At 69.9% G+C, this 26,113-nt stretch carries 27 protein-coding genes and 1 pseudogene; 15 read left to right on the top strand and 13 right to left on the bottom strand.

The features are described from left to right. Positions 1-59: 59 nt before the first annotated feature. A complete protein-coding gene (locus FHR33_RS25205) occupies positions 60-629 on the bottom strand; it encodes a TetR/AcrR family transcriptional regulator (protein WP_183652388.1) in 570 nt (189 codons plus the stop codon). Positions 630-866: 237 nt separating this feature from the next. Between FHR33_RS25205 and FHR33_RS25210 the strand changes: the two genes are divergently transcribed. Further along, positions 867-1,427: a dihydrofolate reductase family protein gene (locus tag FHR33_RS25210; protein ID WP_183652391.1), complete on the top strand. Its 561-nt coding sequence runs from the start codon at positions 867-869 to the stop codon at positions 1,425-1,427. Between the two features lie 29 nt (positions 1,428-1,456). On the opposite strand, the gene FHR33_RS25215 is transcribed toward FHR33_RS25210, so the two are convergent. Continuing rightward, positions 1,457-1,978, bottom strand: a complete 522-nt coding sequence (locus FHR33_RS25215) for an AAA family ATPase (RefSeq protein WP_312895716.1) — start codon at positions 1,976-1,978, stop codon at positions 1,457-1,459. 142 nt (positions 1,979-2,120) lie between these two features. Here FHR33_RS25215 and FHR33_RS25220 point away from each other — a divergent pair, with 142 nt between their 5' ends. After that, on the top strand, positions 2,121-2,360 hold the full coding sequence (locus FHR33_RS25220) for a hypothetical protein (RefSeq protein ID WP_183652393.1): 240 nt from the start codon (positions 2,121-2,123) through the stop codon (positions 2,358-2,360). 43 nt (positions 2,361-2,403) lie between these two features. Then, positions 2,404-3,222 (top strand): SDR family oxidoreductase, encoded by an 819-nt coding sequence (locus FHR33_RS25225; protein ID WP_183652395.1) that lies wholly within the window; start codon positions 2,404-2,406, stop codon positions 3,220-3,222. Between the two features lie 4 nt (positions 3,223-3,226). Here FHR33_RS25225 and FHR33_RS25230 read toward each other — a convergent pair whose 3' ends face one another. The 3 genes from FHR33_RS25230 to FHR33_RS25240 form a co-directional block, all read right to left on the bottom strand. Further along, on the bottom strand, positions 3,227-3,565 hold the full coding sequence (locus FHR33_RS25230; protein WP_183652397.1) for a hypothetical protein: 339 nt from the start codon (positions 3,563-3,565) through the stop codon (positions 3,227-3,229). Positions 3,566-3,712: 147 nt separating this feature from the next. Further along, positions 3,713-4,144, bottom strand: coding sequence for a hypothetical protein (locus tag FHR33_RS25235; protein ID WP_246452073.1), 432 nt, complete (start codon positions 4,142-4,144; stop codon positions 3,713-3,715). A 201-nt stretch (positions 4,145-4,345) separates the two neighbouring features. Further along, on the bottom strand, positions 4,346-4,741 hold the full coding sequence (locus FHR33_RS25240; protein WP_183652399.1) for a DNA-binding protein: 396 nt from the start codon (positions 4,739-4,741) through the stop codon (positions 4,346-4,348). Between the two features lie 59 nt (positions 4,742-4,800). Between FHR33_RS25240 and FHR33_RS25245 the strand changes: the two genes are divergently transcribed. Continuing rightward, positions 4,801-6,030, top strand: a complete 1,230-nt coding sequence (locus tag FHR33_RS25245; protein WP_183652400.1) for a PEP/pyruvate-binding domain-containing protein — start codon at positions 4,801-4,803, stop codon at positions 6,028-6,030. 94 nt (positions 6,031-6,124) lie between these two features. Next, positions 6,125-6,739 (top strand): histidine phosphatase family protein, encoded by a 615-nt coding sequence (locus tag FHR33_RS25250; protein WP_183652403.1) that lies wholly within the window; start codon positions 6,125-6,127, stop codon positions 6,737-6,739. Between the two features lie 10 nt (positions 6,740-6,749). Here the strand turns inward: FHR33_RS25250 and FHR33_RS25255 are convergent, their stop codons facing one another. Beyond that, positions 6,750-8,507, bottom strand: coding sequence for a carboxyl transferase domain-containing protein (locus FHR33_RS25255; protein ID WP_183652405.1), 1,758 nt, complete (start codon positions 8,505-8,507; stop codon positions 6,750-6,752). A gap of 136 nt (positions 8,508-8,643) precedes the next feature. Here FHR33_RS25255 and trpD point away from each other — a divergent pair, with 136 nt between their 5' ends. From trpD to FHR33_RS25270, 3 genes are all read left to right on the top strand, one after another. After that, entirely contained in the window at positions 8,644-9,663 is a 1,020-nt protein-coding gene (trpD, locus tag FHR33_RS25260; RefSeq protein ID WP_183652407.1) for an anthranilate phosphoribosyltransferase, read from the top strand. Positions 9,664-9,887: 224 nt separating this feature from the next. After that, the gene (locus FHR33_RS25265) at positions 9,888-10,691 is read left to right on the top strand and encodes a glycosyltransferase family 2 protein (protein WP_183652409.1); all 804 of its coding nucleotides are present in this window, start codon (positions 9,888-9,890) and stop codon (positions 10,689-10,691) included. Beyond that, positions 10,607-11,545, top strand: coding sequence for a ketopantoate reductase family protein (locus tag FHR33_RS25270; protein WP_183652410.1), 939 nt, complete (start codon positions 10,607-10,609; stop codon positions 11,543-11,545). The genes FHR33_RS25265 and FHR33_RS25270 overlap by 85 nt, the downstream gene beginning before the upstream one ends. Here FHR33_RS25270 and FHR33_RS25275 read toward each other — a convergent pair. Beyond that, positions 11,502-12,038: a DUF6886 family protein gene (locus tag FHR33_RS25275; protein WP_183652419.1), complete on the bottom strand. Its 537-nt coding sequence runs from the start codon at positions 12,036-12,038 to the stop codon at positions 11,502-11,504. The two genes, FHR33_RS25270 and FHR33_RS25275, sit on opposite strands and share 44 nt — an antisense overlap. Before the next feature lie 54 nt (positions 12,039-12,092). On the opposite strand from FHR33_RS25275, the gene FHR33_RS25280 reads away from it, so the two are divergent. Next, positions 12,093-12,503, top strand: coding sequence for a hypothetical protein (locus tag FHR33_RS25280; RefSeq protein ID WP_183652420.1), 411 nt, complete (start codon positions 12,093-12,095; stop codon positions 12,501-12,503). Here the strand turns inward: FHR33_RS25280 and FHR33_RS25285 are convergent. Continuing rightward, the gene (locus FHR33_RS25285; protein ID WP_221241235.1) at positions 12,452-12,853 is read right to left on the bottom strand and encodes a hypothetical protein; all 402 of its coding nucleotides are present in this window, start codon (positions 12,851-12,853) and stop codon (positions 12,452-12,454) included. The two genes, FHR33_RS25280 and FHR33_RS25285, sit on opposite strands and share 52 nt — an antisense overlap. A 62-nt stretch (positions 12,854-12,915) precedes the next feature. On the opposite strand from FHR33_RS25285, the gene FHR33_RS25290 reads away from it, so the two are divergent. Further along, on the top strand, positions 12,916-14,820 hold the full coding sequence (locus tag FHR33_RS25290) for a sensor histidine kinase (RefSeq protein WP_183652424.1): 1,905 nt from the start codon (positions 12,916-12,918) through the stop codon (positions 14,818-14,820). On the opposite strand, the gene FHR33_RS25295 is transcribed toward FHR33_RS25290, so the two are convergent. Beyond that, complete coding sequence (locus tag FHR33_RS25295; RefSeq protein WP_183652426.1) at positions 14,793-15,266, bottom strand: NUDIX domain-containing protein; 474 nt, start codon at positions 15,264-15,266, stop codon at positions 14,793-14,795. The two genes, FHR33_RS25290 and FHR33_RS25295, sit on opposite strands and share 28 nt — an antisense overlap. A gap of 77 nt (positions 15,267-15,343) precedes the next feature. On the opposite strand from FHR33_RS25295, the gene FHR33_RS25300 reads away from it, so the two are divergent. After that, complete coding sequence (locus FHR33_RS25300; protein ID WP_183652428.1) at positions 15,344-16,594, top strand: MFS transporter; 1,251 nt, start codon at positions 15,344-15,346, stop codon at positions 16,592-16,594. Here the strand turns inward: FHR33_RS25300 and FHR33_RS25305 are convergent. Then, the gene (locus tag FHR33_RS25305) at positions 16,517-17,230 is read right to left on the bottom strand and encodes an MBL fold metallo-hydrolase (protein WP_246452074.1); all 714 of its coding nucleotides are present in this window, start codon (positions 17,228-17,230) and stop codon (positions 16,517-16,519) included. The two genes, FHR33_RS25300 and FHR33_RS25305, sit on opposite strands and share 78 nt — an antisense overlap. Next, positions 17,220-17,366 carry a hypothetical protein gene (locus FHR33_RS25310; protein ID WP_183652430.1) on the bottom strand — a complete coding sequence of 49 codons (147 nt, stop codon included), beginning with the start codon at positions 17,364-17,366 and terminating at the stop codon, positions 17,220-17,222. Before FHR33_RS25310 ends, FHR33_RS25305 begins: the two co-directional genes overlap by 11 nt. A 352-nt stretch (positions 17,367-17,718) precedes the next feature. Here FHR33_RS25310 and rho point away from each other — a divergent pair. Further along, positions 17,719-18,747, top strand: a pseudogene (gene rho / locus FHR33_RS25315) (transcription termination factor Rho); the annotation flags it as partial. A 3-nt stretch (positions 18,748-18,750) separates the two neighbouring features. On the opposite strand, the gene FHR33_RS25320 reads toward rho, so the two are convergent. Continuing rightward, on the bottom strand, positions 18,751-20,133 hold the full coding sequence (locus FHR33_RS25320) for a hypothetical protein (RefSeq protein ID WP_183652434.1): 1,383 nt from the start codon (positions 20,131-20,133) through the stop codon (positions 18,751-18,753). A gap of 43 nt (positions 20,134-20,176) precedes the next feature. On the opposite strand from FHR33_RS25320, the gene FHR33_RS25325 reads away from it, so the two are divergent. The 3 genes from FHR33_RS25325 to FHR33_RS25335 all read left to right on the top strand — a co-directional run bounded on the left by FHR33_RS25325 (position 20,177) and on the right by FHR33_RS25335 (position 24,551). After that, positions 20,177-21,070, top strand: coding sequence for a putative RNA methyltransferase (locus FHR33_RS25325; protein WP_183652438.1), 894 nt, complete (start codon positions 20,177-20,179; stop codon positions 21,068-21,070). Positions 21,071-21,188: 118 nt separating this feature from the next. Next, the gene (locus tag FHR33_RS25330; protein ID WP_183652441.1) at positions 21,189-22,964 is read left to right on the top strand and encodes a S9 family peptidase; all 1,776 of its coding nucleotides are present in this window, start codon (positions 21,189-21,191) and stop codon (positions 22,962-22,964) included. A gap of 84 nt (positions 22,965-23,048) precedes the next feature. Continuing rightward, the gene (locus tag FHR33_RS25335; protein WP_221241236.1) at positions 23,049-24,551 is read left to right on the top strand and encodes an APC family permease; all 1,503 of its coding nucleotides are present in this window, start codon (positions 23,049-23,051) and stop codon (positions 24,549-24,551) included. Here FHR33_RS25335 and FHR33_RS25340 read toward each other — a convergent pair whose 3' ends face one another. After that, complete coding sequence (locus tag FHR33_RS25340) at positions 24,552-26,087, bottom strand: PP2C family protein-serine/threonine phosphatase (RefSeq protein ID WP_246452075.1); 1,536 nt, start codon at positions 26,085-26,087, stop codon at positions 24,552-24,554. Positions 26,088-26,113: the final 26 nt, after the last annotated feature.

A 26,113-nucleotide genomic window follows, 5' to 3' on the forward strand; every position in this document is an offset into this window, starting at 1 on the left:
CCGAAGGCAGCGCTGGCGGCGATCGGACCTCGGACTCGCCGAAGCTCAGCGCGTACGGATCACGGACGCTCCCGTTGCGCGATCAGCCCGGCGATGCCGTCGAAGATGCGGTCGAGGCCGAACCTGCGCCCGTTGTCGTCAAGGAGGTCGCCGGTCTCGGCCATGGCGCGGGTGAGGTCGGGGAAGCGCGCGCCATGGGTGGCCATGAGCTCGCCGATGGTCACGGCCACGCTGCCCTCGGTGGTCCACGGCTGGGTGCCCGCGGAGGCCGTGGACTGGGTGTTGCGGACATGCGCGAACAGCAGGAACGCCGTGGCCATCCGCTCGCCCCCTGTCAGGCACGTGCCCGAGAACGCGCTGACCGCCGCGTCGATCCAGCCGATCTCGTTGGGCCCCATCACCCGGTTGCCCACCGTCACCGACGGCAGCCATGGGTGGCGCTCCCACGTCTCGGCCAGCAGCCTGATGAACTTTTCCATCTTGGGCCGCCAGCCACCGGGCACGCGGTCCAGCCTGGGTGGCTCGCCGACAGCCGTGTCGATCATCACGGCCATGAGCTCGGCCTTGTTGGCCACATAGCGGTAGAGCGACATCTTGGTGAAGCCCAGGTCGCCGGCGACGCGCTGCATGGACACCCAGGGATGCCGCGGTGTCCGCAGGAGGGCAGGCCTCCGGCGAGCCGCAGGACGAGGGCTTCATGTATTCCCGGAGCTTCCGCGACCTGGACGGACACCTGTGGAGCGTCCTGCACATGCCGGCGACAGCTTGAGCCAAACCGTAGGGAAGCCTTAAACACGCCGTAAGCGGGCCCCGGCAAGCTGAAGGCACACAACGACAGCCGCGACACTCTGAGAAGGAAGCACCCCATGCGCACGTTCAAGCTCCAGGTCCAGACCACCGTCGACGGCTACATGGCCGGCCCGAACGGCGAGATGGACTGGATGACGTTCCCGTGGACCGACGACATCAACGCCTACATCGACGCGCTCACCAAGCCGGTCGACTGCATCGTGCTGGGCCGCCACCTCGCCGAGGGGTTCATCCCGACGTGGGCGGCCCAGCCCGAGGGCGAGACCCAGGAGTCCATCGACTGGATGAACAACACGCCCAAGGTCGTGATCTCCAACAGCCTGACCGAGTCGCCCTGGGACAACGCCGTCGTCGCCGGCGGCGACCTCACCGAGACCGTGAACAAGCTCAAGGCCCAGCCGGGCGGGGACATCATCACCTACGGCGGCGGCACGCTCGTCTCGGACCTGATCGCCAAGGGCCTGCTCGACGAACTCCACCTGTTCGTCAACCCGACCGCGATCGGCGCCGGCATGCCGGTGTTCCCCGCAGGCGCCTACCAGCGGCTTCGCCTCGTCACCGCGCGCCCGTTCGACTGCGGGATCACCGCGCTGCACTTCGAGCCGAAGCGCCCCTGAACGCGGCCCTCAGCTCGCGGCGGTATCCGTCAGGAGGTCGCGGGCGCCTCTCCCAGCCGCGTGCGGGACAGCATCAGGCGCACCGTCTCCTCCAGCGAACTGTCCTGGCCGATGACCGTCTCGCAGCCGCCGGGCAGCAGGTCGCGCTCGATGTACCACTCCCGCATCTGCTCCGCGGTGAACTGCGTGCGCTGGGGCCTGGTGGCATGGCGTCGAACGGTCTCCTCGAACGGCACGTCGAGGTAGAAGAACGCGCTCCTGCCCGCGTAGTCGTGCCGAAGTGCCCGCAGCATCGGCCCGTATCTGTTGGCGAAGAGAATCCCCTCGAGGACGACGTGGTGGCCGTGCTCAAGGGCGTAGCGCGTCATGGTGTCGATGAGCCCGATGTTCACGCCGTCCTGCACGTCGGGTTCGCGGAGGATGTCGCGGCGGACCGTGTCCTGCGCGATGACGGCCAGGCCGCGCCTGCCGTACGCCGCTCGCAGGGCCAGGGCGACGCTGGTCTTGCCCGAGCCGGAGTTCCCTCGCAGGACGATCAGCTGTGGTGACACCGCTTCAGATTAGGGCCGCAGGCGGGTACGGCAGGGCCGCCATGAACGGCCGAGCCGTCCCGCGAGTGCAGGTTCGTCCGCGGCGCATGAGGGCAGCGGCCAGGTATCGACAGAGGTGTCTGGTGTACGCCGGAGGTGCGTCGTGCCCGAGTTCCCCTTCTACTGGTCGCTCATGGTGGCCCCGACCGACGAGGTGGCCGAGCGGTTCGCGCAGATGGACCCGCAGGACCGGATGCGACTGCTCGAGCAGCAGCCGACGGTGTACTGGCGAGCCCTCGACCTGTATACCGACCGGCTGTCCCGCAACCTCCACGAGCTGGCGGAGCGCATCAGGGCCGACAGATCGGACGGCCGTCCGCGCGAGGGTGTCCTGCGCTGGTGAGGCGCGCCCGTTTGGGCGCCCCCGCCTGGGGGAGGTCGCCGTCATGAGCGAAGCGCCGATCTCCCGCTCGGGCTACGAGCGCAAGGCGATCATCACGGGGGCCGACTCGGGCATCGGGCAGGCGAGCGCGGTGGCGCTGGCCGAGCGCGGGTTCGACGTCGGGATCACCTTCCATGCCGACCTGGACGGCGCGCGGGAGACCGAGCGCCTGGTCCGCGACAGAGGAAGGCGCGCGGCCGTGCGCGGGCACGACCTCACCGACCCCGAGCGGGCCGCGGCCGTGGTCGAGGAGCTGGCAGACGAACTCGGCGGGCTCGGCGTGCTGGTCAACAACGCGGGCACGGGCACCTCCGAGCCGCTGCTGGAGACCGACTACGCCCGATGGCGCTCGGTCCTGGCCGTCGACCTGGACGGCGCCTTCCTGTGCGCGCAGCGGGCGGCCCGCCGCATGGTGGCCGCGGGTCGTGGCGGCAGGATCATCAACGTCACCAGCGTGCACGAGGAGTATCCGAGGGTCGGGGCCGGCCCCTACTGCGCGGCCAAGGGCGGGCTGCGGATGCTCAGCAGGGTGCTGGCACTGGAGCTGGCGCCGTACGGCATCACGGTGAACACCATCGCGCCTGGCGAGATCGCCACCCCGATGACGGGCCAGGAGGACGAGCCGCCACAGCCCGGCAGCCGGCCAGGCTATCCCGTCGACAGGCCGGGCGACGCCAGGGAGGTGGCCGCCGCCGTCGCGTTCCTGGCCGACCAGGCCTCCTCCTACATCACCGGGGCGTCGCTGTTCGTGGACGGCGGCCTGTCGCTCATGGGCCCGCAGGCGGCAGGGGCCCTGACCTCGGACGAGTGGCGTAAGGGCTGAGCCCTCACACGCCCGCGCTGAGCTCGAACGTGTGGGCGCCAGGGTGGTCCTGGGGCAGCCCGCATCTCCATGACTCGCGAGGGAACTGCGGGTCGGATGTCTCGGCGGGGCACGGCTTCGGTGTGACGAACTCGCGGATGTCACCGCGAAAGCGGATCCACCACTCGTGGTCGAAGCCTGAGGTCTGCCCCAGCGCGAGGTGCGGCCCTTCGTGACCGGCCTCCAGCTCGCATACCGCCGCTGGTTCGAGCTCGTGTGCGGGGTCGGGGAGCGTGTCCAACCGAGCCAGCTCGTCGTCGGTGAAGACGATCAGCTCCGCACACGCTGCGCGTCGTGTGTTCATAGCGTCACCATAAGGTCACGCTCCGACGAAACCGTGGAGACCTACGGCCCTGACCGCCATCAACCTTCCCAGCCAAGGCCGATAGACCCGTTATCGGGCTGATCCTCCACGAATGTCCGCGCCCTGGTGCGACGGCGGAGCGTGAGGTCAGGGTGCCGCGTGCCGGTCGAGGCCGAGCGTGGCGATGAGGTCCTCGTGGAGCTCGAACCAGACACGATGGCAGGAGTCGACGTCGGTGCGGTCGACCCAGGCGCCCTCCCCGGCCAGGGCGCGCCCCAGGGCTTCGGCGAATCGCGTGTCGTATCCACGGAAGCGGGTGAGGACGCTCCCGAGCCGGTCCGCGAGTGGCGTGAGTGCGCGGTCGATGCCGGCGAGCTCGTGGAGGACTCGGCCGTCCCAGGCGGGATCGGAGTGGTCGTTGACGGCGAGCCGATCGCCGGCGGTGGGCCGGAGTTGCCAGTCGGTGCAGGCGCGTAGCAGGAGGGCGTTCAGCGGGAGGAACTCGCGGTAGACGTCACGGACCTCGTCGGCACCGCCGACGAGCGCGAGCTCGGCCCCGAGCTGGCGCTCGTTCTCCACCCGGCCGGGGCCCGGTCAACGACCAGCCTCCGGTGCCGGCGAAGGCGGTGTGCTCGACCCAGCCGCGCGCCTCGGCGTCACCCAGCGCCTCTCGCGTCGTGGCCACATCGAGTCCGTACCGACGAGCGATCAGCGGGGTGTCCGCGAACCCGGTGACGCGCACGGCGTGCAGGACCAGGAGACCGAGCGGAGAGTCCTGAGTCACGAGTCGTCGTCCTGTCGTGCCGCCAGGCGCATGTAGCGCTGCTGGCACGCCTGCGGGGAGTTGAACCCCATCGCGTGTGCCATCTGCGCCCAGGTGAGCCCCGCGCTACGGGCCGTGAACAGCAGGGCGGCCTCGAGTCCTTCGACCTCGGCGCGTGCGGCGGGCAGGAGGGCGAGCGCGCTCAGGATGTCCTCCGGGCCCAGGTCGGCGGAGCGCCAGACGGCGAACTGCACGAGGTCGACCGCCGACAGCGGGACGGGCGGGGGTCGCCACGGGCGGGCGTCGAGCGCGGCCGCGCCCAGGCTCAGAAGACGCTCACGCGCGTCCTGCTCACGGAAGGCCTGGGCGTGATCAGTCTGCGCGGCGTGAGCGATGTCCTGCTTGCGTGACATGCACCTCATGATGCAGAATCAACGAATTGTTGTCAATTATCCGTTGAAGGGGAGGGTGGATGTTCGTACCCCTCACGGAGGCCGTCGTCGATACCTGCGGCGGCAAGGCCGGCGCCCTCGGCGCGTTGCTCCGCGCGGGTCTGCCGGTTCCCGACGGCTTCGTCGTCTCGTTCGCCGCTTACCTCGCCGCCGTCCGCGACCTGGACCTGGGCGCCGGCGATCCTGACGCGACGCGGCGGACGATCGAGGCCCGCCCGCTCCACGCCACCGTGCTCGATGCGCTGGGACGCGCGCTCGACGAGCTCGGCGATCCGCCCGTGGCGGTGCGATCATCGGCGGCGAACGAGGACACCTGCCTGGCATCGGCGGCCGGCCAGCACGAGAGCTTTCTCGCCGTACACGGTGTCAGCGACGTCGCCGCCGCCGTACGTGCCTGCTGGGCCTCGCTGTTCTCTCCCCGTGCCATCGGCTACCGGGGTGCCTTCCGCGACGACCAGCAGTCCGACGATCCCGCGATGGCCGTCATCGTCCAACGCCATCTGGATGCCGAGGTATCCGGGGTCATGTTCACACCCGCGGACCCGGACGACGCCACCGGGATCGAGGCGTCCTGGGGCCTCGGCCCCAGCGTCGTCGAGGGCAAGGTCACCCCTGACGCCTACCGCGTCGCCAAGGACGGGTCGGTCGCGCGCACCGTCGCAGACAAACGGACCCGCCTCGACCGTCGCGGCACGCGGCTCGTCATCAGCGACGTGCCCACCCGTACCCGGAATCGACCGGCGATCGACGACGCGACCGCCACGCAGCTGGCCAGGCTGGGCACGGAGATCGCTGCCGTACTCGGGGGGCCGCAGGATGTCGAGTGGGCGATCGTCGACGGCCGCGTCTGTGTCCTGCAGGCCCGGCCGGTCACCGCCGCACCCCCGCCACCGGCATCGCCTTCCGTCGCCCCGGACACCCCGGCCGCCACACTCACCGGCACCCCGGGCAGCCGCGGGAGCGTGACCGGCACCGCGAGGATCGTCCGCGGTCCTGGCGACTTCGCCCGCGTGCGGCCTGGCGACATCCTCGTCTGCCCCTTCACCGACCCCGCCTGGACGCCGCTGCTGCGCATCGCCGCCGGCGTCGTCACCGAAACGGGAGGCGTGCTCTCCCACGCGGCGATCGTCGCTCGCGAGCACGCCATCCCCGCCGTCCTCGGCGTTCCGCACGCGACGAGCAGGCTCCACGACGACACCATCATCACCGTCGACGGCACCACCGGCACCGTCACGGCGGCAGACGCGTGACCGATCACTGACGTCCTCGGCCGGGAACCCGCACCTACGGGATCGAAAGGAGAGGGGGACGGGCCCGCACGGACGCCACGACCCCTGACTGATCATGACCACACGACACCTCTACCTGGCACGTCACGGCGCGGCCGACGCGTTCGGGGAGCTCACCGGCATCGGGCACCGGCAGGCGAGCCTGCTGGGCGAACGGCTCGCCGACGTACCTGTCGACGCCGTGTGGCACTCTCCGCTGCCACGCGCGGTGGCGAGCGCGCGCGAACTCGCCCGGCATCTGCCGAACGCGCCCGTGACCGAGGCCGCCGAACTCGTCGACCACGTGCCCTACGTTCCCGGCCCGGCCGAAACACCCCCGTCCTGGGCCGGCTTCTTCGACGGCTACGACGACGCCGAGGCGGCCTCGGGCCGACGGCTCGCCGAGGCCCTGGTCGCCCGGTTCGCGAAGGCCCCCGGCACGACCGTGGAAGAGACCCGGCGCGACACACACGAGGTCCTGGTGACGCACGCCTACCAGATCGCGTGGCTGGTACGGCACGCACTGGACGCGCCGCCGGCGCGGTGGCTCGGACTGAACAGCGCCAACACCGCACTGACGGTCATCGAGTACCGCGACGGCCTGCCGCCCACGATCGTGATGTTCAACGACATGAGCCACCTCCCGCCCGACCTGCGGTGGACCGGATTCCCCGAAGGCATGAGGCCGTGAGGCGGCTTCTTCAGATCCATGGCCGCCCGCGCCGCACCTCGGCAGGCAGCGCGGCGGTGATCCACCGGCGGGTGTCGGCGGGGTCGATGACGTCGTCGAGCTCGAAGACCGAAGCCGCGTTGACGGCCTTGCCGTGCTCGTAGGCGGCCCCGACCATCTGCTCGAACAGCGCGTCAGGATCCTTGGCCGCCTCCAGCTCCTTGCGGTAGCCCAGCCGTACCGCGCCCTCCAGGCCCATGCCGCCGATCTCGCCCGTCGGCCAGGCCACCGTGGCCATCGACGCCTTGAAGCTGCCTCCCGCCATGGCCTGCGCGCCGAGGCCGTACCCCTTGCGCAGCACGACGGTCACCAGCGGCACGGAGAGGTTCGCGCCGACGACGAACAGGTGGCTGAAGTGCCTGACCGTCGCGGTCCGCTCGGCCTCGGGACCGACCATGAAGCCCGGTGTGTCGCAGAGCGAGACGACGGGCAGGCCGTGGGCGTCGCACAGGCGCAGGAAGCGGGCCATCTTCTCGGCGGCGTCGCGGTCGATGGCGCCGCCCAGGTGGGCGGGGTTGTTGGCGATCAGGCCCATCGGCCTGCCCTCGATCCTCACGAGCGCGGTGATGATCCCCGCGCCGTAGGCGCGGCGCAGCTCGAGAACGGAGCCGGTGTCGGCGAGGGTCTCGACGGCCTGGCGCACGTCGTAGGGCCGCACCCTGTTCTCGGGGACGACGTGCCGCAGCAGCCGCTGGTCGGCGCAGGCCCACTCCCCCGCGGGCCCGTGGAAGTACGACAGGTACCGCCTGGCGACGGCCACCGCCTCCGCCTCGTCCTCGACGGGCAGGTCCACCACGCCGTTGGCGGTCTGCACCTCGATGGGGCCGATCTCCTCGGGAGCGTGGACGCCGAGCCCGCCGCCCTCGATCATGGCGGGCCCTCCCATGCCGATGGTCGAGTCGCGGGTGGCGATGATGACGTCGCAGCAGCCGAGCAGGGCGGCGTTGCCCGCGAAGCAGCGCCCTGAGGCGATGCCCACCAGCGGGACCCGCCCGCTGAGCCGTCCCATGGCGTGGAAGCTCATCACGTCGAGACCGGAGACGACGCTGGTGTCGGTGTCGCCAGGACGCCCGCCGCCGCCCTCGGCGAACAGCACGACGGGCAGCCGCCGCCGGTGGGCGAGGTCGAGCATCCTGTCGGTCTTGCGATGGTTCTGGTAGCCCTGGGTCCCCGCGAGCACGGTGTAGTCGTAGGACATCACCACGCACCGCACACCGCCGATCTCGCCGAGGCCGCAGACCAGGCCGTCGGCGGGGGTGCGCTCGATCAGGTCCTCGAGGGTACGGCGCTGCCGCTGCGCGGCGATGGCGAGCGGGCCGTACTCCACGAAGCTGTCGCACAGGTCGCCGATGTTCTCCCTCGCCGTACGGTGCCCGCTCGCGTGACGTCTGCGGACCGCCTCGGGCCTGGCCTGGTCGAGCCCCTTCGCGTGCCGCTCCATCACCGAGGCGAGGTCGGGCCTGACGCTCTCCAGATCGATCTCGGCGGCCTCGGAGACGACCTCGGCGGCGGCGGGGACCGGGTCGAGGTGGACGAGCAGCGCGCCCTCGGCGACCGTGTCGCCGGGGCCGACGGCCACCCGTCCGACGATGCCGGCATGCGGCGCCTCGACGACGTGCTCCATCTTCATGGACTCGACGATCGCGATCGGGGCGCCCTGTCGTACCAGGTCACCCTGGGCGACCTCGACGCTGACCACCGTGCCCCTGAGGGGTGAGAGCACCGACATGTTGGTAGCATGTCACGTCATGATCGCGATTTTCTGGTGGCCCGCCTCCTAGGCGGCACGTCGCGACATCCGATGACCGCCTCGGCGAGGTGGTCGGCTGCTCGGTCTCCTTGTCGAAACGACTGGAGGCAGCACCATGACGACCTGGCCCGCTCTTCTCACCACCCTGCTCGACGGCGGTTCGCTGCGCGCGGAGGAGACCGCGTGGGCGATGCGGCAGATCATGTCGGGGGCGGCGACCGACGCGCAGATCGCCGGGTTCGCGGTGGCGCTGCGCGCCAAGGGCGAGAGCGTCGCCGAGGTGTCGGGGCTCGCCGGCGCGCTGCTCGACGGGGCGGCCCCCTTCGACCTGCCGGGTGAGTCCGTCGATCTCGTGGGGACCGGAGGAGACCAGGCGCACACCGTGAACATCTCCACGATGGCCGCCGTCGTCGCCGCGGCGGCGGGCGCGAGAGTCGTCAAGCACGGAGGCAGGGCGGCGACGTCGTCGTCGGGCGCGGCCGACGTGCTGGAGGCGCTCGGCGTGGTGGTCGACCTGCCGCCCGCCCGGGCCGCGCGGGTCGCGGACGAGGTGGGGATCACCTTCCTGTTCGCGCCGATCTACCACCCCGCGTTCAGGCACACGGGGAGGCCGAGGAGAGAGCTCGGCACACCGACCGTCTTCAACTTCCTCGGCCCGCTGGTGAATCCGGCCAGGCCGAGGGCGCAGGCGGTCGGGGTCTTCGACGAGAGGATGGCGCCGGTGATCGCGGGCGTGCTGGCCGCTCGCGGGTGCACGTCGCTGGTGTTCAGGGGCGACGACGGGCTCGACGAGCTCACGACGACGGGCCCCTCCACGATCTGGGAGGTGCGCGAAGGGCAGGTGACCTCGGTCCGCTTCGACCCCGCGGCGCTGGGCATCCCCAGGGCCGCCGTCGGCGACCTCAGGGGCGGCGACGCGGCGCACAACGCTGGCGTGGCCAAGGAGGTGCTCGGCGGGGCCAGGGGTCCGGTACGCGACATCGTCTGCCTGAATGCCGCCGCCGCGCTGGCCGCCGCGAGCGGAGAGGGGGTCGCGGGGCTCGGGGCGGCGTACGAACGAGCGCTCACGGCGATCGACTCGGGCGCGGCGACAACCCTCCTGGAACGCTGGGCCACGGTGACGCGCACCGTGTAGGTGAGGAGTCGCGGCCAGGTCGGCGAAGGAGTGATTCCAACCATTTTTTCACGCCGATGTCAAGGGCAGGCAAGAGGATCATTACCTACAGCCTGCCCAAAACCTGACACCGCAGGTCATGCAGGAGCTCCAGGGCTGACGACATATGCCCGCAATGCGTAGATCTTCATCGCTTGCAAGAGGATGTCAAGCGAGTTGCAGGCGCGCAAGCGAACCTTGGAGTCATGAACAAAGGCCCGTTCGCCGCCACTGTCAGTGTGGTGGTCCCCGCACTGAACGAAGCCGACAATCTGCCACACGTCTTCGCGACCCTGCCCTCCTGGATCGACGAGGTGATCCTGGTGGACGGCAACTCGACCGACGACACCGTGGCCGTCGCCCTCAGCCTCCGTCCCGACCTGCGCGTCGTCACGCAGACCAGGCGCGGCAAGGGCAACGCGCTCACCGAAGGGTTCGCCGCTGCCAAGAGCGACATCATCGTCATGATCGACGCGGACGGCTCCACCGACGGCCGCGAGATCACTCTCTTCGTCCAGGCACTGGTCGAAGGCGCCGACTTCGCCAAGGGCTCGCGCTACGTCGAAGGCGGCGGCTCCGACGACATCAGCCCGACCCGCTCCTTCGGCAACAGGGTCCTGACCTTCATCACCAATCGGCTCTACGGCACGCGCTACACCGACCTCTGCTACGGCTACAACGCCTTCTGGTCACGCCACCTGGAGGCCATGGCGCTCGACTGCGACGGTTTCGAGATCGAGACGCTGATGAACGTCAGGGCGGCCCAGGCAGGCCTGGACATCCGCGAGGTCCCGAGCCACGAGCGCTGCCGCATCCACGGGGTGAGCAACCTGCACGCGGTACGGGACGGCTGGCGGGTGCTGAAGACGATCCTGCGCGAACGGGCGAACGGAAGCGCGTCCCCAAAAAATGACATCCTTACGACATGCGTTACATCATTATCGGGGCAGGAGCGATCGGCGGGACGATCGGCGGTCGCCTCCACCAGAGCGGGCACGATGTCGTCCTGATCGCGCGGGGAGCGCACTACGAGGCGCTCAGGACCACGGGGTTGCGCCTGGTCACACCCGACGTCGACGAGACGGTGAAGGTGCCCGTCGCCGACGGGCCCGTCGACGGCGACGTGCTGATCCTGGCGACCAAGTCGCAGGACACGCTCGCCGCGCTCGACCCGTGGCCGCGCCATCTTCCGGTGGTGTGCGCGCAGAACGGCGTGGCCAACGAGCGGATGGCGTTGCGCCGCTTCGAGCACGTCTACGGCATGTGCGTCTACCTGCCCGCCCTCCACCTGGAGCCGGGCCTGGTGGCCGCGTACGGCACGCCGCTGTCCGGCGCGCTGTACGTCGGGCGTTATCCACAGGGTGTGGATGACTTGTCGGAAACGATCGCCGCCGACCTGTCCAAGAGCGCGTTCGCCGCCCAGGCCGTGGCCGAGGTGATGCCGTGGAAGTACGGCAAGCTGCTCAGCAACCTCGGCAACGCCGTCGAGGCGCTGTGCGGCCGCGCTCCAGGCATCAACGAGCTGTCCGGCCAGGCCAGAGCCGAGGGCGCCGCCGTGCTCGCGGCGGCGGGCCTCGCCCACCAGGGCGGCGAGCAGGTCGCGACCGGCGACATCGAGGGCATCGAGCGCGGCGGCGGCTCGTCGTGGCAGAGCCTGGCCAAGGGCAGCGGCTCCATCGAGGCCGACTACCTCAACGGCGAGATCACGCTGCTCGGCAGGTTGCACGGCGTGCCGACCCCGGTCAACGAGGTGCTGCAGCGTGAGGCCGTCAGAGCCGCTCGCGAGCGCAGGCAGCCGGGGTCGATGACCGTGCGGCAGCTCAGTTCGTTGATCGCCGAGCGTTCCTCAGCCGTATCCCGCTGAACTCCATCGTGCTGGCCGTCACCTGGTTCCAGAACGGCCAGAGATTGTCCAGCACGCGCAGTTGGATCCCGGCCTCCTCGTGCAGCTCGATGAGGTCGGAGACGGGCTCGGGCGGGCCGAGCGGCACGACGGGCTCCTCGGCGACCACGGCGTGCGGCGGCTGCCCGATCGGGACGAACGGATCGGCGGGCAGCCTGTAGGCGTACAGCCGCACCTCCATCATGGCCTTGAGCCAGCCGTACTCGATGGCGTGCACGCGCTCTCCGCAGCCGGCGCCCACGAAACGCTCGACGTCCCACGGCCTGGTGTCCGGGCCCTTCCAGGCCATCGCCCGAGGACAGTGGCGAGGAAACCAGTAGTCGGGGCAGCGGTCGAAGCCGACGGCCCAGACGTAGGGCCTCGCCTGCCGCGAGGTTTTCGCCACGTGCGGGACGAACTTCTTGATCGTGGGGTCTTCCGAGAAGTGCAGCACCTGGCCCGTGTCTGGTCGCATGACTCCATCATTACTGGGCAGATGGGACCAGGCTCTGAAGAGAGGTGAGGTCAAATGATCGTGTTGGGCCTGATCCTGGTCCTGCTCGCGGCTGCGGCGATCTACGTGATCGCCATGGAGCCCGATACCACCTACACAGTTTTCGGCTATGTCTTCCAACCGTCGCACCTGGAGATGTTCCTCACCGGTGCGGTGACGGCGGGCGTGCTGCTCCTCGGCATTTCCATGATCGCTTCAGGTTCACGCAGGTCGGCCGTACGCCGGCGCAAGCTGCGCGAGGCCAGAGCCCAGGCCAACGACCGTGTGGCCAAGCTCGAGGACGAGAAGCGGCAGTTGGAGCGCAAGCTGCACGAGGACGACAGCCCGGCGACGACGACGGACACCGTCCCGCGGCAGGCCAGGCACACCGACGATCACCTGGTCGCCGGGTCGCCTACCGACGAACGCTCGCGCCACAACGCGTAACCGGTGATCAGGGCGCCGAGCCCTTCCCACAGCCCCACCCCGAGGAACTCCGAGGGAGCGGCGCCCGTGATCACCAGCGTGCTGAACACCGCGCACGTGACCAGCCTGAACGGCACGGTCCACAGGAAGAACGGCCGCCAGTCGGACGCCGCGGCCAGCATGTAGTACACGCCCATGTTGACCGCCGCCATCGACGAGGCGGCCATGTAGACCTTCGTGTAGTCACCGGGGCCCCGTGCTTCCACCACCTCGAAGCCCAGCAGTCCGAGCAGGCTGTCGGGGCTGAGAAGACCGAGAAGGCCGAGCGCGAAGGCCAGGAAGCCGAAGACGGCGATCGTCCATCCAGACATTGACCGGGGCAACCGCACGGGAAACCTCCCAAAAGGGGTGTGATCTGCGAGACGATCTCACCATGAAAAGGCGCCTCACCCGGCCCGGCCGCCCCATCGCGCTCAAGCTTCTGGTTCTGCTGTCCGTCCCGCTGATCTCGCTGGTCGGCCTGTGGGCGTTCGCGGCGAGCCTGACCGCCGGCGACGGACTGCGCCTCCTGGAGATCGACAACCTGGTCACCAACCTGGCCGACCCCTCTGAGCAGGTCAACATCCAGCTCCAGCGTGAACGGCTGACCTCGACCGAATTCCTGTCGTCGGCGGCGCCGTACAGGGAGCTCATCAACCAGCGCAGCAGGACCGACACCGCCGTGGCCGCCTTCCGCCGGCGCGCGAGCCTTCAGGAGAATGTGTCACCGGAGATGGCCGTCCAGCTCAAGGCGCTCAACGAGGAGCTGGACCGTATTCCGGAGCTGCGCAGAGGCGTCGACGCGCGAACGATCGACACGATCGAGATGATCACCACCTACAGCGACGTCGTCGACGCCTCCTTCCGCATGTACGACCAGATGATCCTGGTCCCCGACATGGCGCTCTACCGACTGGCCAGGTCGGTCAGCATGCTCGGCGAGGCCAAGGAGCTGCTGTCGAGGGAGCGGGCGATGATCGTGCACGTGCTCGCGACCGGCAGGGTCGGCCCCAGCGAGCGCGCGCTCTTCACCGAGATGTCGGCCACCCGCAGACTCCTGCACGCCCAGGCGCTCACCCATCTCGGACCCGGCCTCGACGCCGCCTACCGCCAGCTGACCGCGGCGCCCGTCTACCGTGACTTCGTCGCGATCGAGGACGCCATTCGCGGCCAGGCCACCGCCAACGGACTGCCCGCCACCTCCAGCACCTGGCGCTCCAGCAGCGAGAACCTGGCGGCAGCCGTCGAGCGCAACCAGTCGGAGGTGGTGCAGGGTCTCGTCGATCGCGTCAGCCCCACCGCGACGAACATCCTGGTCAAGATCGGCGTGGCAGGGGGCCTGGGCCTGCTCGCCGTCATCGCCTCGCTCCTGCTCTCCCTGCGCTTCAGGCACGTCCTGGTGCGCGAGCTGGCCGGGCTGCGCGACGCGGCCACCGAGCTGGCCGACGTACGGCTGGCCGGCCTCATCGACCGCCTGCGCAAGGGCGCCTCCGACCACCAGGTCGAACCGCTCGTCCTCGACGCGCAGACCACCGAGGTGCGCGACATCGTCCACGCGTTCAACACCGTGCAGTCCACCGCCGTCGAGGCGGCGGTCGACCAGGCCAAGCTGCGCGACGGCGTGCGGCACGTCTTCGTCAGCCTGGCCAGGCGCAACCAGTCGCTGCTGCACCGCCAGCTGCTGCACCTGGACGGCATGGAGCGGCGCGCCGAGGACGCCGAGACGCTCGAGGACCTGTTCAAGCTCGACCACCTCACCACCCGCATGCGCAGGCACGCCGAGAGCCTCATCATCCTGTCGGACCAGGCGCCCGGCAGGGGCTGGCGCAACGCCGTGCCCGCGGTCGACGTGCTGAGGGCGGCGGTCTCCGAGGTCGAGGAGTACGCCAGGGTCGAGGTGCCGCAGCCGCCGAAGACGGCCGTGGTGGGAGCGGCCGCGACGGACGTCGTGCACCTGCTGGCCGAGCTGGTGGAGAACGCCACCCTGTTCTCACCGCCGCGGACCAGGGTGGACGTGCGGGCGCTCACCGTGCCCGAGGGGCTGCTGATCGAGGTGGAGGACCGCGGGCTCGGGCTGCCGCCCGCCGAGCTCGACCAGCTCAACGCGCGCCTGGCCGAGCCGCCCGAGTTCGACCTGGCCGAGAGCGACAGGCTGGGCCTGTTCGTGGTGTCCAGGCTGGCGGCCAGGCACGGGATCGGCGTGCGGCTGCGGCCTTCGCCGTACGGGGGGATCACGGCGGCGGTGACGCTGCCGCCCGCCCTGCTGTCGGATCAGCCCGCGCTGACGGGGGGCAGGTAGCGGATGGCGCCGGCCGCGCGGGCCGCGGCGGCGGCGCACAGCCTGTCGTGCGCCCACGGCGGCAGCAGCGCCGCGGCCTCCTGCTCGGTGAAGAAGCCGTAGTCGTCGAGCTCCTCGGCCTGGAGCTTGACCGGGGTGTCGGCGTCGATGACGCCGCAGTCGAAGAGGAAGTGGATCAGCGGGTACGGCCTGTCCTCACGTATGCCCGCCCAGTGGACGACCAGGAGCTCGCCCACGGGTAGCGTGAGGCCGAGCTCCTCCTCGACCTCGCGGGCGCAGGCCTGGGCGGGGTGCTCCCCCTCGTCCACGGACCCGCCCGCGAAGCCCCAGTGCGGACGGTAGTTGGGGTTGACCAGCAGCGCCCTGCCCTGCCGGTCGGTGATGTAGGCGCCGGCGCCCACGACCACCCGGTGCAGTGACTCCCAGTACTCCATGTCCACGCTCACGTCGATCAACCTACAACGCGGAGGCGTCCACCCCCCGGCTCCGGTGACTTCCGAGTAAAAAGATAGGATATATCCCCATGACACGACGCGCGTTGATCTTCTGGGTGACGGGCGTCCTGGCCTACTTCGTCGCGGTCTTCCACCGGCAGTCGCTCGGCGTCGCCAGCCTGGAGGCCGCCGCCCGCCTCGATCTCGGCGCGTCGGGCCTGGCCACGCTGGCCATGCTGCAGCTTCTCGTCTACGCGGTCATGCAGATCCCCGTCGGCGTGCTGGTCGACAGGCTCGGCTCCAAGCGCATGCTGGTCATCGGAGCTCTGGTCATGTCGTGCGGCCAGGTCGTCTTCGCCTTCGCCGACGACCTCCTGCTCGGACTCACGGCCAGGATGCTGGTCGGCGCGGGCGACGCGATGACGTTCATCAGCGTGATCAGGCTGGTCAACCTCTCCTTCCCGCCGCGCCGCAACCCGGTGATGGTGCAGCTCACCGGGCTCATCGGCCAGTTCGGCGCGATCGCGTCCACCGTGCCGATCATCGGCTCGCTCCACGCGTACGGCTGGACGCCCACCTTCCTCGCGGCCGCCGCCCTGGGCCTGGTGGCGACCGTCCTCGTCGCGGCCGTCCTGCGCGACGGACGCCCGTCCGCCGTGCACCGCGCACCCGGGCTCAAGGCCGCGTGGATGCAGCCTGGCACCAGGCTGGGGATGTGGACCCACGCGGCCACCCAGTGCTCGGCCGCGGCGTTCATGCTGCTGTGGGGCTACCCGTACCTCGTCCAGGGCCAGGGGCTGGCCCCCGCGACCGCGGGCGTGCTGCTGTCCACGCTGACCGTGGTGGGCATGATCTGCGGGCCGATCCTCGGCTACCTGGCGGGCCGCTTCCCGCTGCGCAGGTCGTGGCTGGTGCTCGGCATCACCGGCGCCACGGCGCTGGTCTGGACGGCGGTGCTGCTGTGGCCGGGACGCGCGCCGCTGTGGCTGCTGGTGGCGCTGATCGTCGTCCTCGCCTCGAACGGGCCAGGCTCGATGATCGGTTTCGACTACGCCAGGACGTTCAACCCCGCGGGCCGCATCGGCGCGGCCACGGGCATCGTCAACGGCGGCGGCTTCCTGGCCTCCATGTCGGTGATCGCGCTGGTCGGCGTCGCCATGGACCTCACGGGCGACTACCACTGGGCGATGGCCGTGCAGTACCCGGTGTGGCTGCTCGGCGCGGTGCAGGTGCTGCGCTACCGCGCCAAGGCCCGCAGGCTGCTAGCCCAGCTCGACGAAGGGCTCGGGGAAGTGGGAGGTGCCCAGCAGGGCGCCCTGCGCGCGCAGCCTGCCGACTAGCTCCATGCGCGTCTTCACGGCCAGGTCGGAGTCGTCGTCGTAGACGTAGCGGACCGACGGATCGGCCAGCTGTACCGGATGGTGCAGGACGTCGCCGACCATGGTGAACTCGCCGACCTCGACCGACTGGTGCCCAGGTGTGTGGCCGGGCGTCAGCCTGACCACCACGCCGGGGGCGACCTCCTCGTCGCCGTCGACCACGTGCAGCAGCTCCTTGACCGGGTCGAGGAAGCCGTTGCCCACCAGCTCGGCGCGCTGGACGACGTGGCGGGCGTTGGCGAACACCGGCGCGCCGTCCAGGAACGTTCCGCCGGCGTGGTCGCTGTGCAGGTGCGTGATGATCACCGTGCCGACGTCCGCGGGGGCCACCCCTGCGGCGGCCAGCTCGCTCTGGAGCCTGCCGGGGGCAGGGGCCCAGGTGGAGGTGGGCCCGATGCCCGTGTCGACGAGCGTGACATGGCCCTTGCCGTCCCGGATCAGGAAGCAGTGGAAGTGCAGGATCCATTCGCCCTCGTCCACCTCCGCGCCGAGGAAGGTCTCGAGGAACGGCAGTCGGAGCGAGGGGCCCATCGGGCCGACGGCGTCACACAGCGGGGTGATCTCGACGTCGGCTACTTTTCTTGGCTTATGCGGCATCCGTCAACGCTAGCCGCGGCACGTACTCGGTCTCCACATCGGCCGCGAAGACCGCGCGCCTGCAGCGAGCGCAGCGGAACATGATCGGCCCCTCGTCGAGGGTGGTGTGGCACCTGGGGCAGTGGGTCTTGTTCATGTCATCCCCCTTGGAGTTCGCAGTTCCATGGAAGCCTCCGCTGATTGCAGAAGCCCTGCAGGGCGCTTGACAGATTGTGCTCCGGGAGATGGCGAGGCCGTGGGGAAAGCGGAATAGAAACCTTGCGCGCCGCGTTTGCCGTGATATCTTGCGAAACAGCGTTGAGCGTCTGAAGCTCCGCTGACTTCACCTGAAGGGCCCCACCTCTCTGAGGGCCCGACCTCTTTTTTCTTACTCACCGCCTGTCACCCAGGCGTGCCCTCGAGGAGGGTCTCTCATGTCTGTCCAAACCATCCCCCGTCCCCGTACCACCACGCCCACCCGGCAGGTCAGCGGCCTGCTGGACGGCACGTTCCTCCGCTCGTCCGGCTACCGGCACAGCTCCGACGACGTACGGCTGCCGCCCGAGCGGATCAAGCAGTTCGGCCTGCGCCCCGGCGACCACGTGGTCGCCACCGTCGCCGGCTCGAAGCTCGTCTCGATCGAGTCGGTCAACGGTCACACCTCGTGGCGCGACCGCCCGCACTTCGCCGACCTGACCCCCGTCCACCCCCGCGACCGGCTGAACATCGAGACCGACTCGCTGACCACCAGGGTCGTCGACCTGATCGCGCCCATCGGCAAGGGTCAGCGCGGACTCATCGTCGCCCCGCCCAAGGCCGGCAAGACGATGGTCCTGCAGGCGCTGGCCCAGGCCGTCTCCCGCAACCACCCCGAGGTCCACCTCATGGTGGTCCTGGTCGGCGAGCGTCCCGAGGAGGTCACCGACATCCGCAGGAACATCGCGGGCGAGGTGGTCGCCTCCACCTTCGACCGTCCCGACAAGGAGCACACCGCGCTCGCCGAGCTCGCTCTCGAGCGCGCCAAGCGCCTGGTCGAGCAGGGACACGACGTCGTCATGCTGCTCGACTCGCTCACCAGGCTCGGCCGCGCCTACAACAACCTCGCGCCCAGCGGGGGACGCATCCTGTCAGGCGGCATCGACACCGGCGCCATCTACCCGCCCAAGCGCTTCTTCGGCGCCGCGCGCAACGTCGAGGGCGGCGGCTCCCTCACCATCCTCGCCACCGCGCTCGTCGAGACCGGCTCGCGCATGGACGACTCCTTCTTCGAGGAGTTCAAGGGCACAGGCAACATGGAGCTGCGGCTCAGCCGCGCGCTCGCCGAGCGCAGGCTCTTCCCCGCCGTCGACCTCGAGACCTCGAGCACCAGGCGCGAAGAGGACCTGATGCACCCCGCCGAGCAGCAGGTCGTGTGGAAGCTGCGACGCATGCTCGCGGGACTCGACCGGCAGCAGGGCATGGAGCTGCTCATCGCCAAGCTCCGCGAGACGTCCTCCAACGCGGCCTTCCTCACGCTCGCCGCGACGACGACGCCCTGAGCCTCACCGCCCCTTCACGTACGTTCTGGGCTCCTTCTCCCGCCCCGGGTACACCATGATCAGCCATTCCTCGCTCGCCTGCGGCTCTTCCCTGTCATGGTCGACGCCAAGCTCGCGCTGATGAACCCTGACGCGGTAGTGGCCGGGCCCGCCGACCGCGAGGTCGGGAAGGGCACGGGAACCGTCGGAGATCTCCAGGACGCCCGTCGGGCTCCGGTAGCCGATCTCGGCGACCACGTCCCAGCCCTCGGTCTCGACCGGCGGCCTCCTGCGATACGACTCGCCTGTCACGCACAGGAGACCCATCTCGGTGAGGGTGTGGAAGGCGAGATTCCCCGGCACGGCGACCATCACCTCGTCGCCGCTCCCCAACTCCTCGGACACACCGCCGTCGAAGCCCTCCTCCGAGGTGTCGAGCGCGTAGAACTCCACGGACATATGTGTGGTCGCCTGCCGTACCGGCTTGGTCCTGGGTTTGTGGCGGGGCAGCGCGGCGCACTCAGCCCTGCGGCGCGCGTAGTACTCCTCTTCCTCGCGCTTCAGCTCCGCCTGATTCCGCTCGTTGACACGGGCGAGCGCGGGACAGTTCGCGGGAAGCGCCCTGGCGACGTCGAACTCGTCACCGTTCCGCGCGTCGGGCAGCCTGCCGCCTTTTTCGACCAGCCTGCACAGGTGCCGTCCATAGGCGAACAACCGGCCGTCGGGCATCCGGGTGCCCGGCTCGTCCATCAAGGAGTCACGCGCCTCGCAGAGGAAGCGCCAGTCCTCCTCCGAGTACCCCTGCCTGACCGCGCCGTGGCACTCCTCCCAGTCCGGCACCGTCACCTTGCCGCCTCGCGTCGCGTCGGCGGCGGGGGTCAGCGCCAGCACCACGACCAGCGCCGCCACCACCGGTCCGCGCGGCAGCCGCGGCGCGCTCGTCCGTACGGCCAGCAGTGCGAGTGTCGAAGCGACCAGTTCGAGCACGTCATGCCCGACGGTCCACCACACCACGTGCCAGCCGCCCCACCATTCGAGGCAACTCGGCTCGAGGACCATGTCCATGGCGAACAGCGGGGGCTGGTAGGCGTTGAGAAACATCTGGGGCAGCAGGAGCGTCCAGACGATCCACCGGCCGAGCCCGGGTCTGCGCCGGCGCGCGCATGCCAGCCATGCCAGCAGGCCCAGGCCGACGAACGGAAGCGCACCGTATCCGAAAGGCGGGACGTAATAGAGGGGGAAGACGAGATGGTAGATGTCGCTCGACAAGTCGTTGCCGACGCAGTTCTTGAACCCGAAGGCGCCCCAGCCGAGCCCTTCGGGAAGGAAGAGCCAAGGAAGAGCGAAGGCCATTATGGCGCCGGTCAGGGCGCAGGCCCACAGAGCTGCTGATAATCGGCGTGGCATGCCGGGAGTCTAGTGATCTTGAGGCGGGCGTCATGATGGGGGGATGCTGGCTGACATCGTCGACTACCTCGCCTGTCCCGTCTGCCGAGACGGCCTCCGCCTCACCGACGGATCGCTGCGCTGCGGCCAGGGGCACGGGTTCGACGTCGCCAGGCAGGGATACGTCAGCCTGCTCACCGGATCCCAGGCTCCCGGCACCGCCGACAGCCCCGCGATGGTGGCGGCGCGGGCGGACTTCCTCGCGGCAGGACATTACGCGCCGCTGGCCGACGCGCTGGCGAAGGCCGTCCAGGACCACTGCCCGCCCGCGGCCACGGGAGCGGGCGGAGCGGACGGCGAGCACCGCGGGCCTGTCGTGGTGGACGCGGGCGCAGGGACCGGGTACTACGGCGCCGCCGTGCTCGACGCGCTCCCCGAGGCCACCGGGCTGGCGTTCGACATCTCCAAGCACGCCGTGAAGCGAGCGGCCAGGGCGCACCCCAGGATGGGGGCGTTCGTGGCGGACGTGTGGAGGCCGCTGCCGATCGGCGACGCGGTCGCCGACGTCGTGATGGACGTGTTCGCGCCGCGCAACGGCCCTGAGTTTGCGAGGATCCTGCGGCCTGGCGGCAGGCTCGTGGTGGTGACCCCCGCGAAGGAGCATTTGAGCCCGCTGGTCGAGGAGCTGGACCTGCTCTCGGTGGACGAGGCGAAAGAGCACAGGGTCGCCGAAAGTCTGAGAGGGTTCGGAGAGGTCGACACTCGGGCCGTACGGTTCGAGATGCCCCTGTCGAGGGCGGATGTGGCGAAGGTGGTGAAGATGGGACCGAGCGCGTGGCACAAGGACTCCGACACCCTTCACCACCAAATCCAGAAATTTCCGGAATGGACCCCAGCGGTGGCCAGTTTTCGACTGTTTATCTTTGAATCACCTGCCGAATCAAGACCATCTTCTTGACGGACATCCGAGGCGCATGTTACTGATGGGGTATTTAGTCCGAAATTCCCTCACATTCCTCAGGTATTTCTGTGACCCAGACGCGATACTGGACGGCAACTGAGGAGGGGAGGGGCGGATGAAGGCGGAGGAGCGCTGGCAGGCCAGGTTCCGGGCGCCCAGCATGACGCTGCCCGTCTGGGCACGTCAGGCCCCCCACCGCGCTCTCTACCGTTCGAACGCCTCCGGCACCTGGGAGATCTACGCCTGGGACCGCACCACGGGCGTCACCCGCCAGGTCACCACACAGGCCCACGGCACCAGGCACGCCGCCCTCGACCCGACGGGCCAGTGGATCTACTGGTTCGCCGACACCGAGAGCGACGACCTCGGCATCTGGCTGCGCCAGCGCTTCACCGGCGGTCCCGACGAGCCCGTCGCCCCCGACCTGGAGCCTGGCCAGCCGGGCGGCCTGGCCCTGTCCACCACGGGCGTCGCCGCCGTCAGCCTCGCCCGCCCTGGCGGCTTCACCACCCACCTCGTACGGCCAGGCGAACCCAGCCACCTGCTGTACGAGCACACCGAGGCCTCCTGGGTCAGCGACATGTCGCTCGACGGCGAGTTCATCGCCATCAACCACAGCGAGCACGGCGACTTCAGGCACCCGGCGCTCCGCGTCGTCAAGCAGTGCGGCGAGGTGGTCGGCGAGCTGTACGACGGCCCCGGCAAGGGCGTCGTCGGCCTGCGCTTCGCGCCCAACCCCGGCGACCGCCGTCTGCTCACCCTGCACGAGCGCCGCCTGCGGCACGAGCCCCTGGTCTGGGACCCGAAGACGGGCGAGCAGCGCGAGATCTGGCTGAAGGACCCGGGCGAGCTGACCGCCGAGTGGTACGACGACGGCCGCGCGCTGCTGATCATCAGGGACGACCGCGCCCGCACCTACCTGCACCGCTACGACCTGGCGGGCGGCGGCCTCACGCTGATCGACACCCCTCACGGCGTCATCGACGAGGCGCGCCCGAGGCCTGGCGGCCACGTGGAGTACGCCTGGTCGAGCGCTTCGAGGCCGCCGGTGATCCGTTCGAGCACCGGCCACGTGGTGATGAACGCGGTCGGTCCCGCGTCCCCGACCAGTGTCCCCGTGGAGGACCTCGACGTCAGCGGCCCGGGCGGGCGCATCCACGCGCTGGTCTCCAGGCCCGAGACGGGCTCGGCGCCCTTCCCCGCGGTCTTCCTGCTGCACGGCGGCCCGAACCTGCACGACGCCGACGACTTCTCCCCCGAGGTCGCGGCCTGGGTCGACGCAGGGTTCGCCGTCGTCAGGGTCAACTACAGGGGCTCGACCGGCTACGGCACGGCCTGGCGCGACGCGCTGCGCGGCGAGATCGGCCACCTCGAGCTGGCCGACGTGGCGGCCGTCAGGGAGCAGGTGGTGGCGCAGGGCATCGTCGACCCCGACAGGATCGTGCTGGCCGGCACCTCGTGGGGCGGCTACCTCACGCTGCTCGGCCTCGGCGTCCAGCCGAAGCTGTGGGCGGCGGGCATCGCCGCGGCGCCCATCGCCTGCCACGAGACCTCCTACGAGGACGAGGCCGAGGGCCTGCGCGCCTACAAGCGCGCCCTGCTCGGCGGCTCGCCCTCCGAGCAGCCCGAGCGCTACCGCGACAGCTCCCCGATCACCTACGTCGAGCGGATCGAACGGCCGCTGCTGATCCTGGCCGGCATCAACGACTCGCGCTCGCCGCTGCGGCAGCTGGAGAAGTACGTGGACCGCCTGACGGAGCTGGGTCACGAGCACGAGGTCCACTACTACGACGCGGCCCGCGGCGCCCTGGTCGTCTCCGAACGGATCGACCAGATGGCGATAAAGCTGAATTTCACCCGTAAACACGTAGTAACAACTGACATAGCGTAATAGGTTGGCCGGCTCGGCCGACTTGTCTGTCAGCCTCGGCTGCTGTCACCATCGCGCCACCTCCCAGCCGAAGGGCGCGAAACAGTGACCATCACCAACGAATCGCCAGGCGTCAGCCGTCTGAAAAGGGACGCCGTCGGACTCGTCGGCGTCATCTTCATGGCCGTCGCGACCGCGGCCCCCATCACCGCCATGACGGGCAACGTGCCCATCGTCGTCGCGTTCGGCAACGGCCTCGGCGTCCCCGCGGGCTACCTGTTCGCCACCGTCGTCCTGACGATCTTCTCCGTGGGCTACACCGCGATGTCGAAGCACATCACCGCGGCCGGAGCCTTCTACGGCTACATCTCCCACGGCCTCGGCCAGGTCGTCGGCATGGTCTCCGGCCTGCTGGCCACCATGGCGTACGTGGTCTTCGAGGCCTCGATCATCGGCTTCTTCGCCTACTCCGCCAACGACACCTTCAAGTCGCTGGCGGGGGTGGACATCCACTGGCTGTGGTTCGCCTTCCTCGGCCTGGCGCTGAACATGATCCTCTCCTACTTCGACATCAACCTGACCGCCAAGGTCCTGGGCGTCTTCCTCATCACCGAGATCCTCATGCTCGGCCTGATCGCCCTCGTCACGCTCTTCAACGGCGGAGGCCCCGACGGCCTCATGGCCTACACGCTCAACCCGCTCAACGCCTTCCAGACCACGGGCGTGCAGGCGGGCGCGGTCGGCCTCGGCCTGTTCATGTGCTTCTGGTCGTGGGTGGGCTTCGAGTCGACCGCGATGTACGGCGAGGAGTCGCGCGAGCCGAAGAAGATCATTCCGATCGCCACGCTCGTCTCGGTGGTCGGCATCGGCCTGTTCTACACGTTCGTGTCGTGGATGACGGTGGCCGCCAACGGCGTCAAGGCGCCGGAGCTCGCCGCCGAGCAGTTCGCGGGGATCTTCTTCAACCCCACCGAGCAGTTCATCGGGACGTGGGCGGTCGGCCTGTTCAAGATCCTCATCCTGACCGGCTCGTTCGCCTGCTCGATGGCCTTCCACAACTGCGCCGCCCGCTACCTCTACGCGCTCGGCAGGGAGAACCTCATCCCGGGCACGGCCCGCACCCTCGGCGCCACCCACCCCACGCACGGCTCGCCGCACATCGCCGGGTTCGTCCAGACCGCCATCTCGGTGGTGCTGATCCTGGCCTTCGCCGTCGCGGGCATGGACCCCTACGTGCACATCTACACGCTGCTCGCGGTCCTGGGCACGCTGGCCATCCTCATCGTGCAGACACTGTGCTCGTTCTCGGTGATCGGCTACTTCCACGTCAAGAAGAAGCACCCCGAGACCGCCAACGTGTGGCGCACGCTGATCGCCCCGCTGGTGGGCGGCCTCTCGATGGCCTACGTGGTGCTGCTGCTGTTCCAGAACCAGGAGGCGGCGGCAGGCGACGCCTCGAAGAGCTCGTTCTTCACCGCGATCCCGTGGATCGTGGTGGCCCTCGCCGTGCTGGGCGCGGGCACCGCGCTCTACCTCAAGGCCCGCAACCCCGCCAAGTACGAGGTCATCGGCAGGATCGTGCTGGAGGACACGGTCGAGCGCGACTAGTCAGCGAGCGCGGAGGACCAGGATCGCCAGGTCGTCCGCGCTCGGCTCCGGCGCGAAGTCGGCCGCTCCCCTGCGGATGCGCTCGGCCACCGCCCTCGCCGACAGCCCCGCGCACTCGGCGAGCAGCTTGGACAGGCCGCCCTCGTCGTCGAGCAGGCGGCCTCCGCTGCGGCGCTCGGTCACGCCGTCGGTCACGGCGAGCAGCACGTCGCCGTGGTCGAGGTGGATGGTGTCGGCCTCGAACACGACCTCGGGGAAGACACCGAGCAGCGACTGCGGGGTGGTCACGCCCTCGACGACGCCGCTGGGCTTGAGCCGCAGCGCCTCGGGGTGGCCCGCCGAGACCATGCGCACCTCGAGGCCGCTCTCCACGGGCGTGATGTCGCCGTGGAGGAGCGTGAGGAACCTGGCGCGCTCGCCCTCCTCGAGGATGGCCTGGTTGAGGCGGCCGAGAACCGCGGCCACGCCGTACCCCTCCCTGGCCAGCAGGCGCAGGGTGTGGCGGGCCAACCCCGTGACGGCTGCCGCCTCGGGGCCCGTGCCGCAGACGTCGCCGATCGCGAAACGCCAGGACTCGTCGCCCGCCTTGAACAGGTCGTAGAAGTCGCCGCCGACCTCGTTGGCCTCGCCCGCGGGCTCGTAGACGACGCCGTAGTCGAGGCCGGGGACCTCGGGCTCGTTGGGAGGCAGCAGGCTGCGCTGCAGCGCCCTGTTGGCCGCCGCCTGCTGGGCGTAGAGGCGGGCGTTGTCCATCGCCAGGGCCGCGCGCCGCGCGATGTCCTCGGCGAACTGGATGCTCTCGTCGGGGAAGCGGTCGTGGCGGCCGAGGCACATCGCGCCGAGCGAGCGCCCCCTCGCGATCAGCGGCACCGCGAGGACCTGTGAGTCGGCCAGTTGCAGGGTGGCGGCGGCGCTGTCGGGCACGCTCAGCTCGGACAGCTGCTCGCGCAACCCGTCGATGCGCGCCTCGTCGGCGTGCCACAGATAGGCCAGACGGCGAGGGCCTGCCCCCGTGTCGGAGGTGTAGACGGCACACCAGGTGGACAGTCTCGGAACGACGATCTGGGCGATGATCGCCGGGACCATGTCAGGGTCGAGAGTGCCTGCCAGCAGGTCGCTCGCGTCGGCGAGGAAGCCCAGCCAGTGAGGTCCACGCGACGATTCCTCGGCCCACTCGGATGCCACTCTGTCCGTCGAGCCCGGTAGCGTGAGTCTTGCCCAATGGACACGGGAGTCGCCCGCGAAGGTGATTCCCCACTCCTCGACGTCGACCGAGGGGCCCTTGGGGTCACCATGAGGGGAGGTCCGCTGCCTGAGCTCGACTTGCACGGCGTCGCCGTAATGTTTCCAGACGATCTCGAAGGGCGCGTCGGCCACCTGCATGGCCAGCTCGCCTGCCAGCTGTTCGGCGGCAGGCAGCACCGAGGCGGCCGCCCATGCGGTCATCACCTCGCGCGTGAACCTCTTCGCAGAGGGAACGGCGGTCTCGCCTGGCGCGAAGGTTGCCGCCAGGACCGCGCGGGAAGAAGCAGTCATCGATCCGTGCCTACCACACTTCCCAC

Origin of the sequence: Nonomuraea dietziae (assembly GCF_014195505.1) — a bacterium.
GTDB lineage: Bacteria > Actinomycetota > Actinomycetes > Streptosporangiales > Streptosporangiaceae > Nonomuraea > Nonomuraea roseola.

Coding starts and splice junctions, on each gene's coding strand:
- FHR33_RS25205 (WP_183652388.1), bottom strand. CDS start 629: ATGCAGCGCGTCGCCGGCGACCTGGGCTTCACCAAGATGTCGCTCTAC.
- FHR33_RS25210 (WP_183652391.1), top strand. CDS start 867: ATGCGCACGTTCAAGCTCCAGGTCCAGACCACCGTCGACGGCTACATG.
- FHR33_RS25225 (WP_183652395.1), top strand. CDS start 2,404: ATGAGCGAAGCGCCGATCTCCCGCTCGGGCTACGAGCGCAAGGCGATC.
- FHR33_RS25230 (WP_183652397.1), bottom strand. CDS start 3,565: ATGAACACACGACGCGCAGCGTGTGCGGAGCTGATCGTCTTCACCGAC.
- FHR33_RS25240 (WP_183652399.1), bottom strand. CDS start 4,741: ATGTCACGCAAGCAGGACATCGCTCACGCCGCGCAGACTGATCACGCC.
- FHR33_RS25245 (WP_183652400.1), top strand. CDS start 4,801: ATGTTCGTACCCCTCACGGAGGCCGTCGTCGATACCTGCGGCGGCAAG.
- FHR33_RS25250 (WP_183652403.1), top strand. CDS start 6,125: ATGACCACACGACACCTCTACCTGGCACGTCACGGCGCGGCCGACGCG.
- FHR33_RS25255 (WP_183652405.1), bottom strand. CDS start 8,507: ATGTCGGTGCTCTCACCCCTCAGGGGCACGGTGGTCAGCGTCGAGGTC.
- trpD (WP_183652407.1), top strand. CDS start 8,644: ATGACGACCTGGCCCGCTCTTCTCACCACCCTGCTCGACGGCGGTTCG.
- FHR33_RS25265 (WP_183652409.1), top strand. CDS start 9,888: ATGAACAAAGGCCCGTTCGCCGCCACTGTCAGTGTGGTGGTCCCCGCA.
- FHR33_RS25270 (WP_183652410.1), top strand. CDS start 10,607: ATGCGTTACATCATTATCGGGGCAGGAGCGATCGGCGGGACGATCGGC.
- FHR33_RS25275 (WP_183652419.1), bottom strand. CDS start 12,038: ATGCGACCAGACACGGGCCAGGTGCTGCACTTCTCGGAAGACCCCACG.
- FHR33_RS25280 (WP_183652420.1), top strand. CDS start 12,093: ATGATCGTGTTGGGCCTGATCCTGGTCCTGCTCGCGGCTGCGGCGATC.
- FHR33_RS25285 (WP_221241235.1), bottom strand. CDS start 12,853: ATGTCTGGATGGACGATCGCCGTCTTCGGCTTCCTGGCCTTCGCGCTC.
- FHR33_RS25290 (WP_183652424.1), top strand. CDS start 12,916: ATGAAAAGGCGCCTCACCCGGCCCGGCCGCCCCATCGCGCTCAAGCTT.
- FHR33_RS25300 (WP_183652428.1), top strand. CDS start 15,344: ATGACACGACGCGCGTTGATCTTCTGGGTGACGGGCGTCCTGGCCTAC.
- FHR33_RS25305 (WP_246452074.1), bottom strand. CDS start 17,230: ATGCCGCATAAGCCAAGAAAAGTAGCCGACGTCGAGATCACCCCGCTG.
- FHR33_RS25310 (WP_183652430.1), bottom strand. CDS start 17,366: ATGAACAAGACCCACTGCCCCAGGTGCCACACCACCCTCGACGAGGGG.
- FHR33_RS25320 (WP_183652434.1), bottom strand. CDS start 20,133: ATGCCACGCCGATTATCAGCAGCTCTGTGGGCCTGCGCCCTGACCGGC.
- FHR33_RS25325 (WP_183652438.1), top strand. CDS start 20,177: ATGCTGGCTGACATCGTCGACTACCTCGCCTGTCCCGTCTGCCGAGAC.
- FHR33_RS25330 (WP_183652441.1), top strand. CDS start 21,189: ATGAAGGCGGAGGAGCGCTGGCAGGCCAGGTTCCGGGCGCCCAGCATG.
- FHR33_RS25340 (WP_246452075.1), bottom strand. CDS start 26,087: ATGACTGCTTCTTCCCGCGCGGTCCTGGCGGCAACCTTCGCGCCAGGC.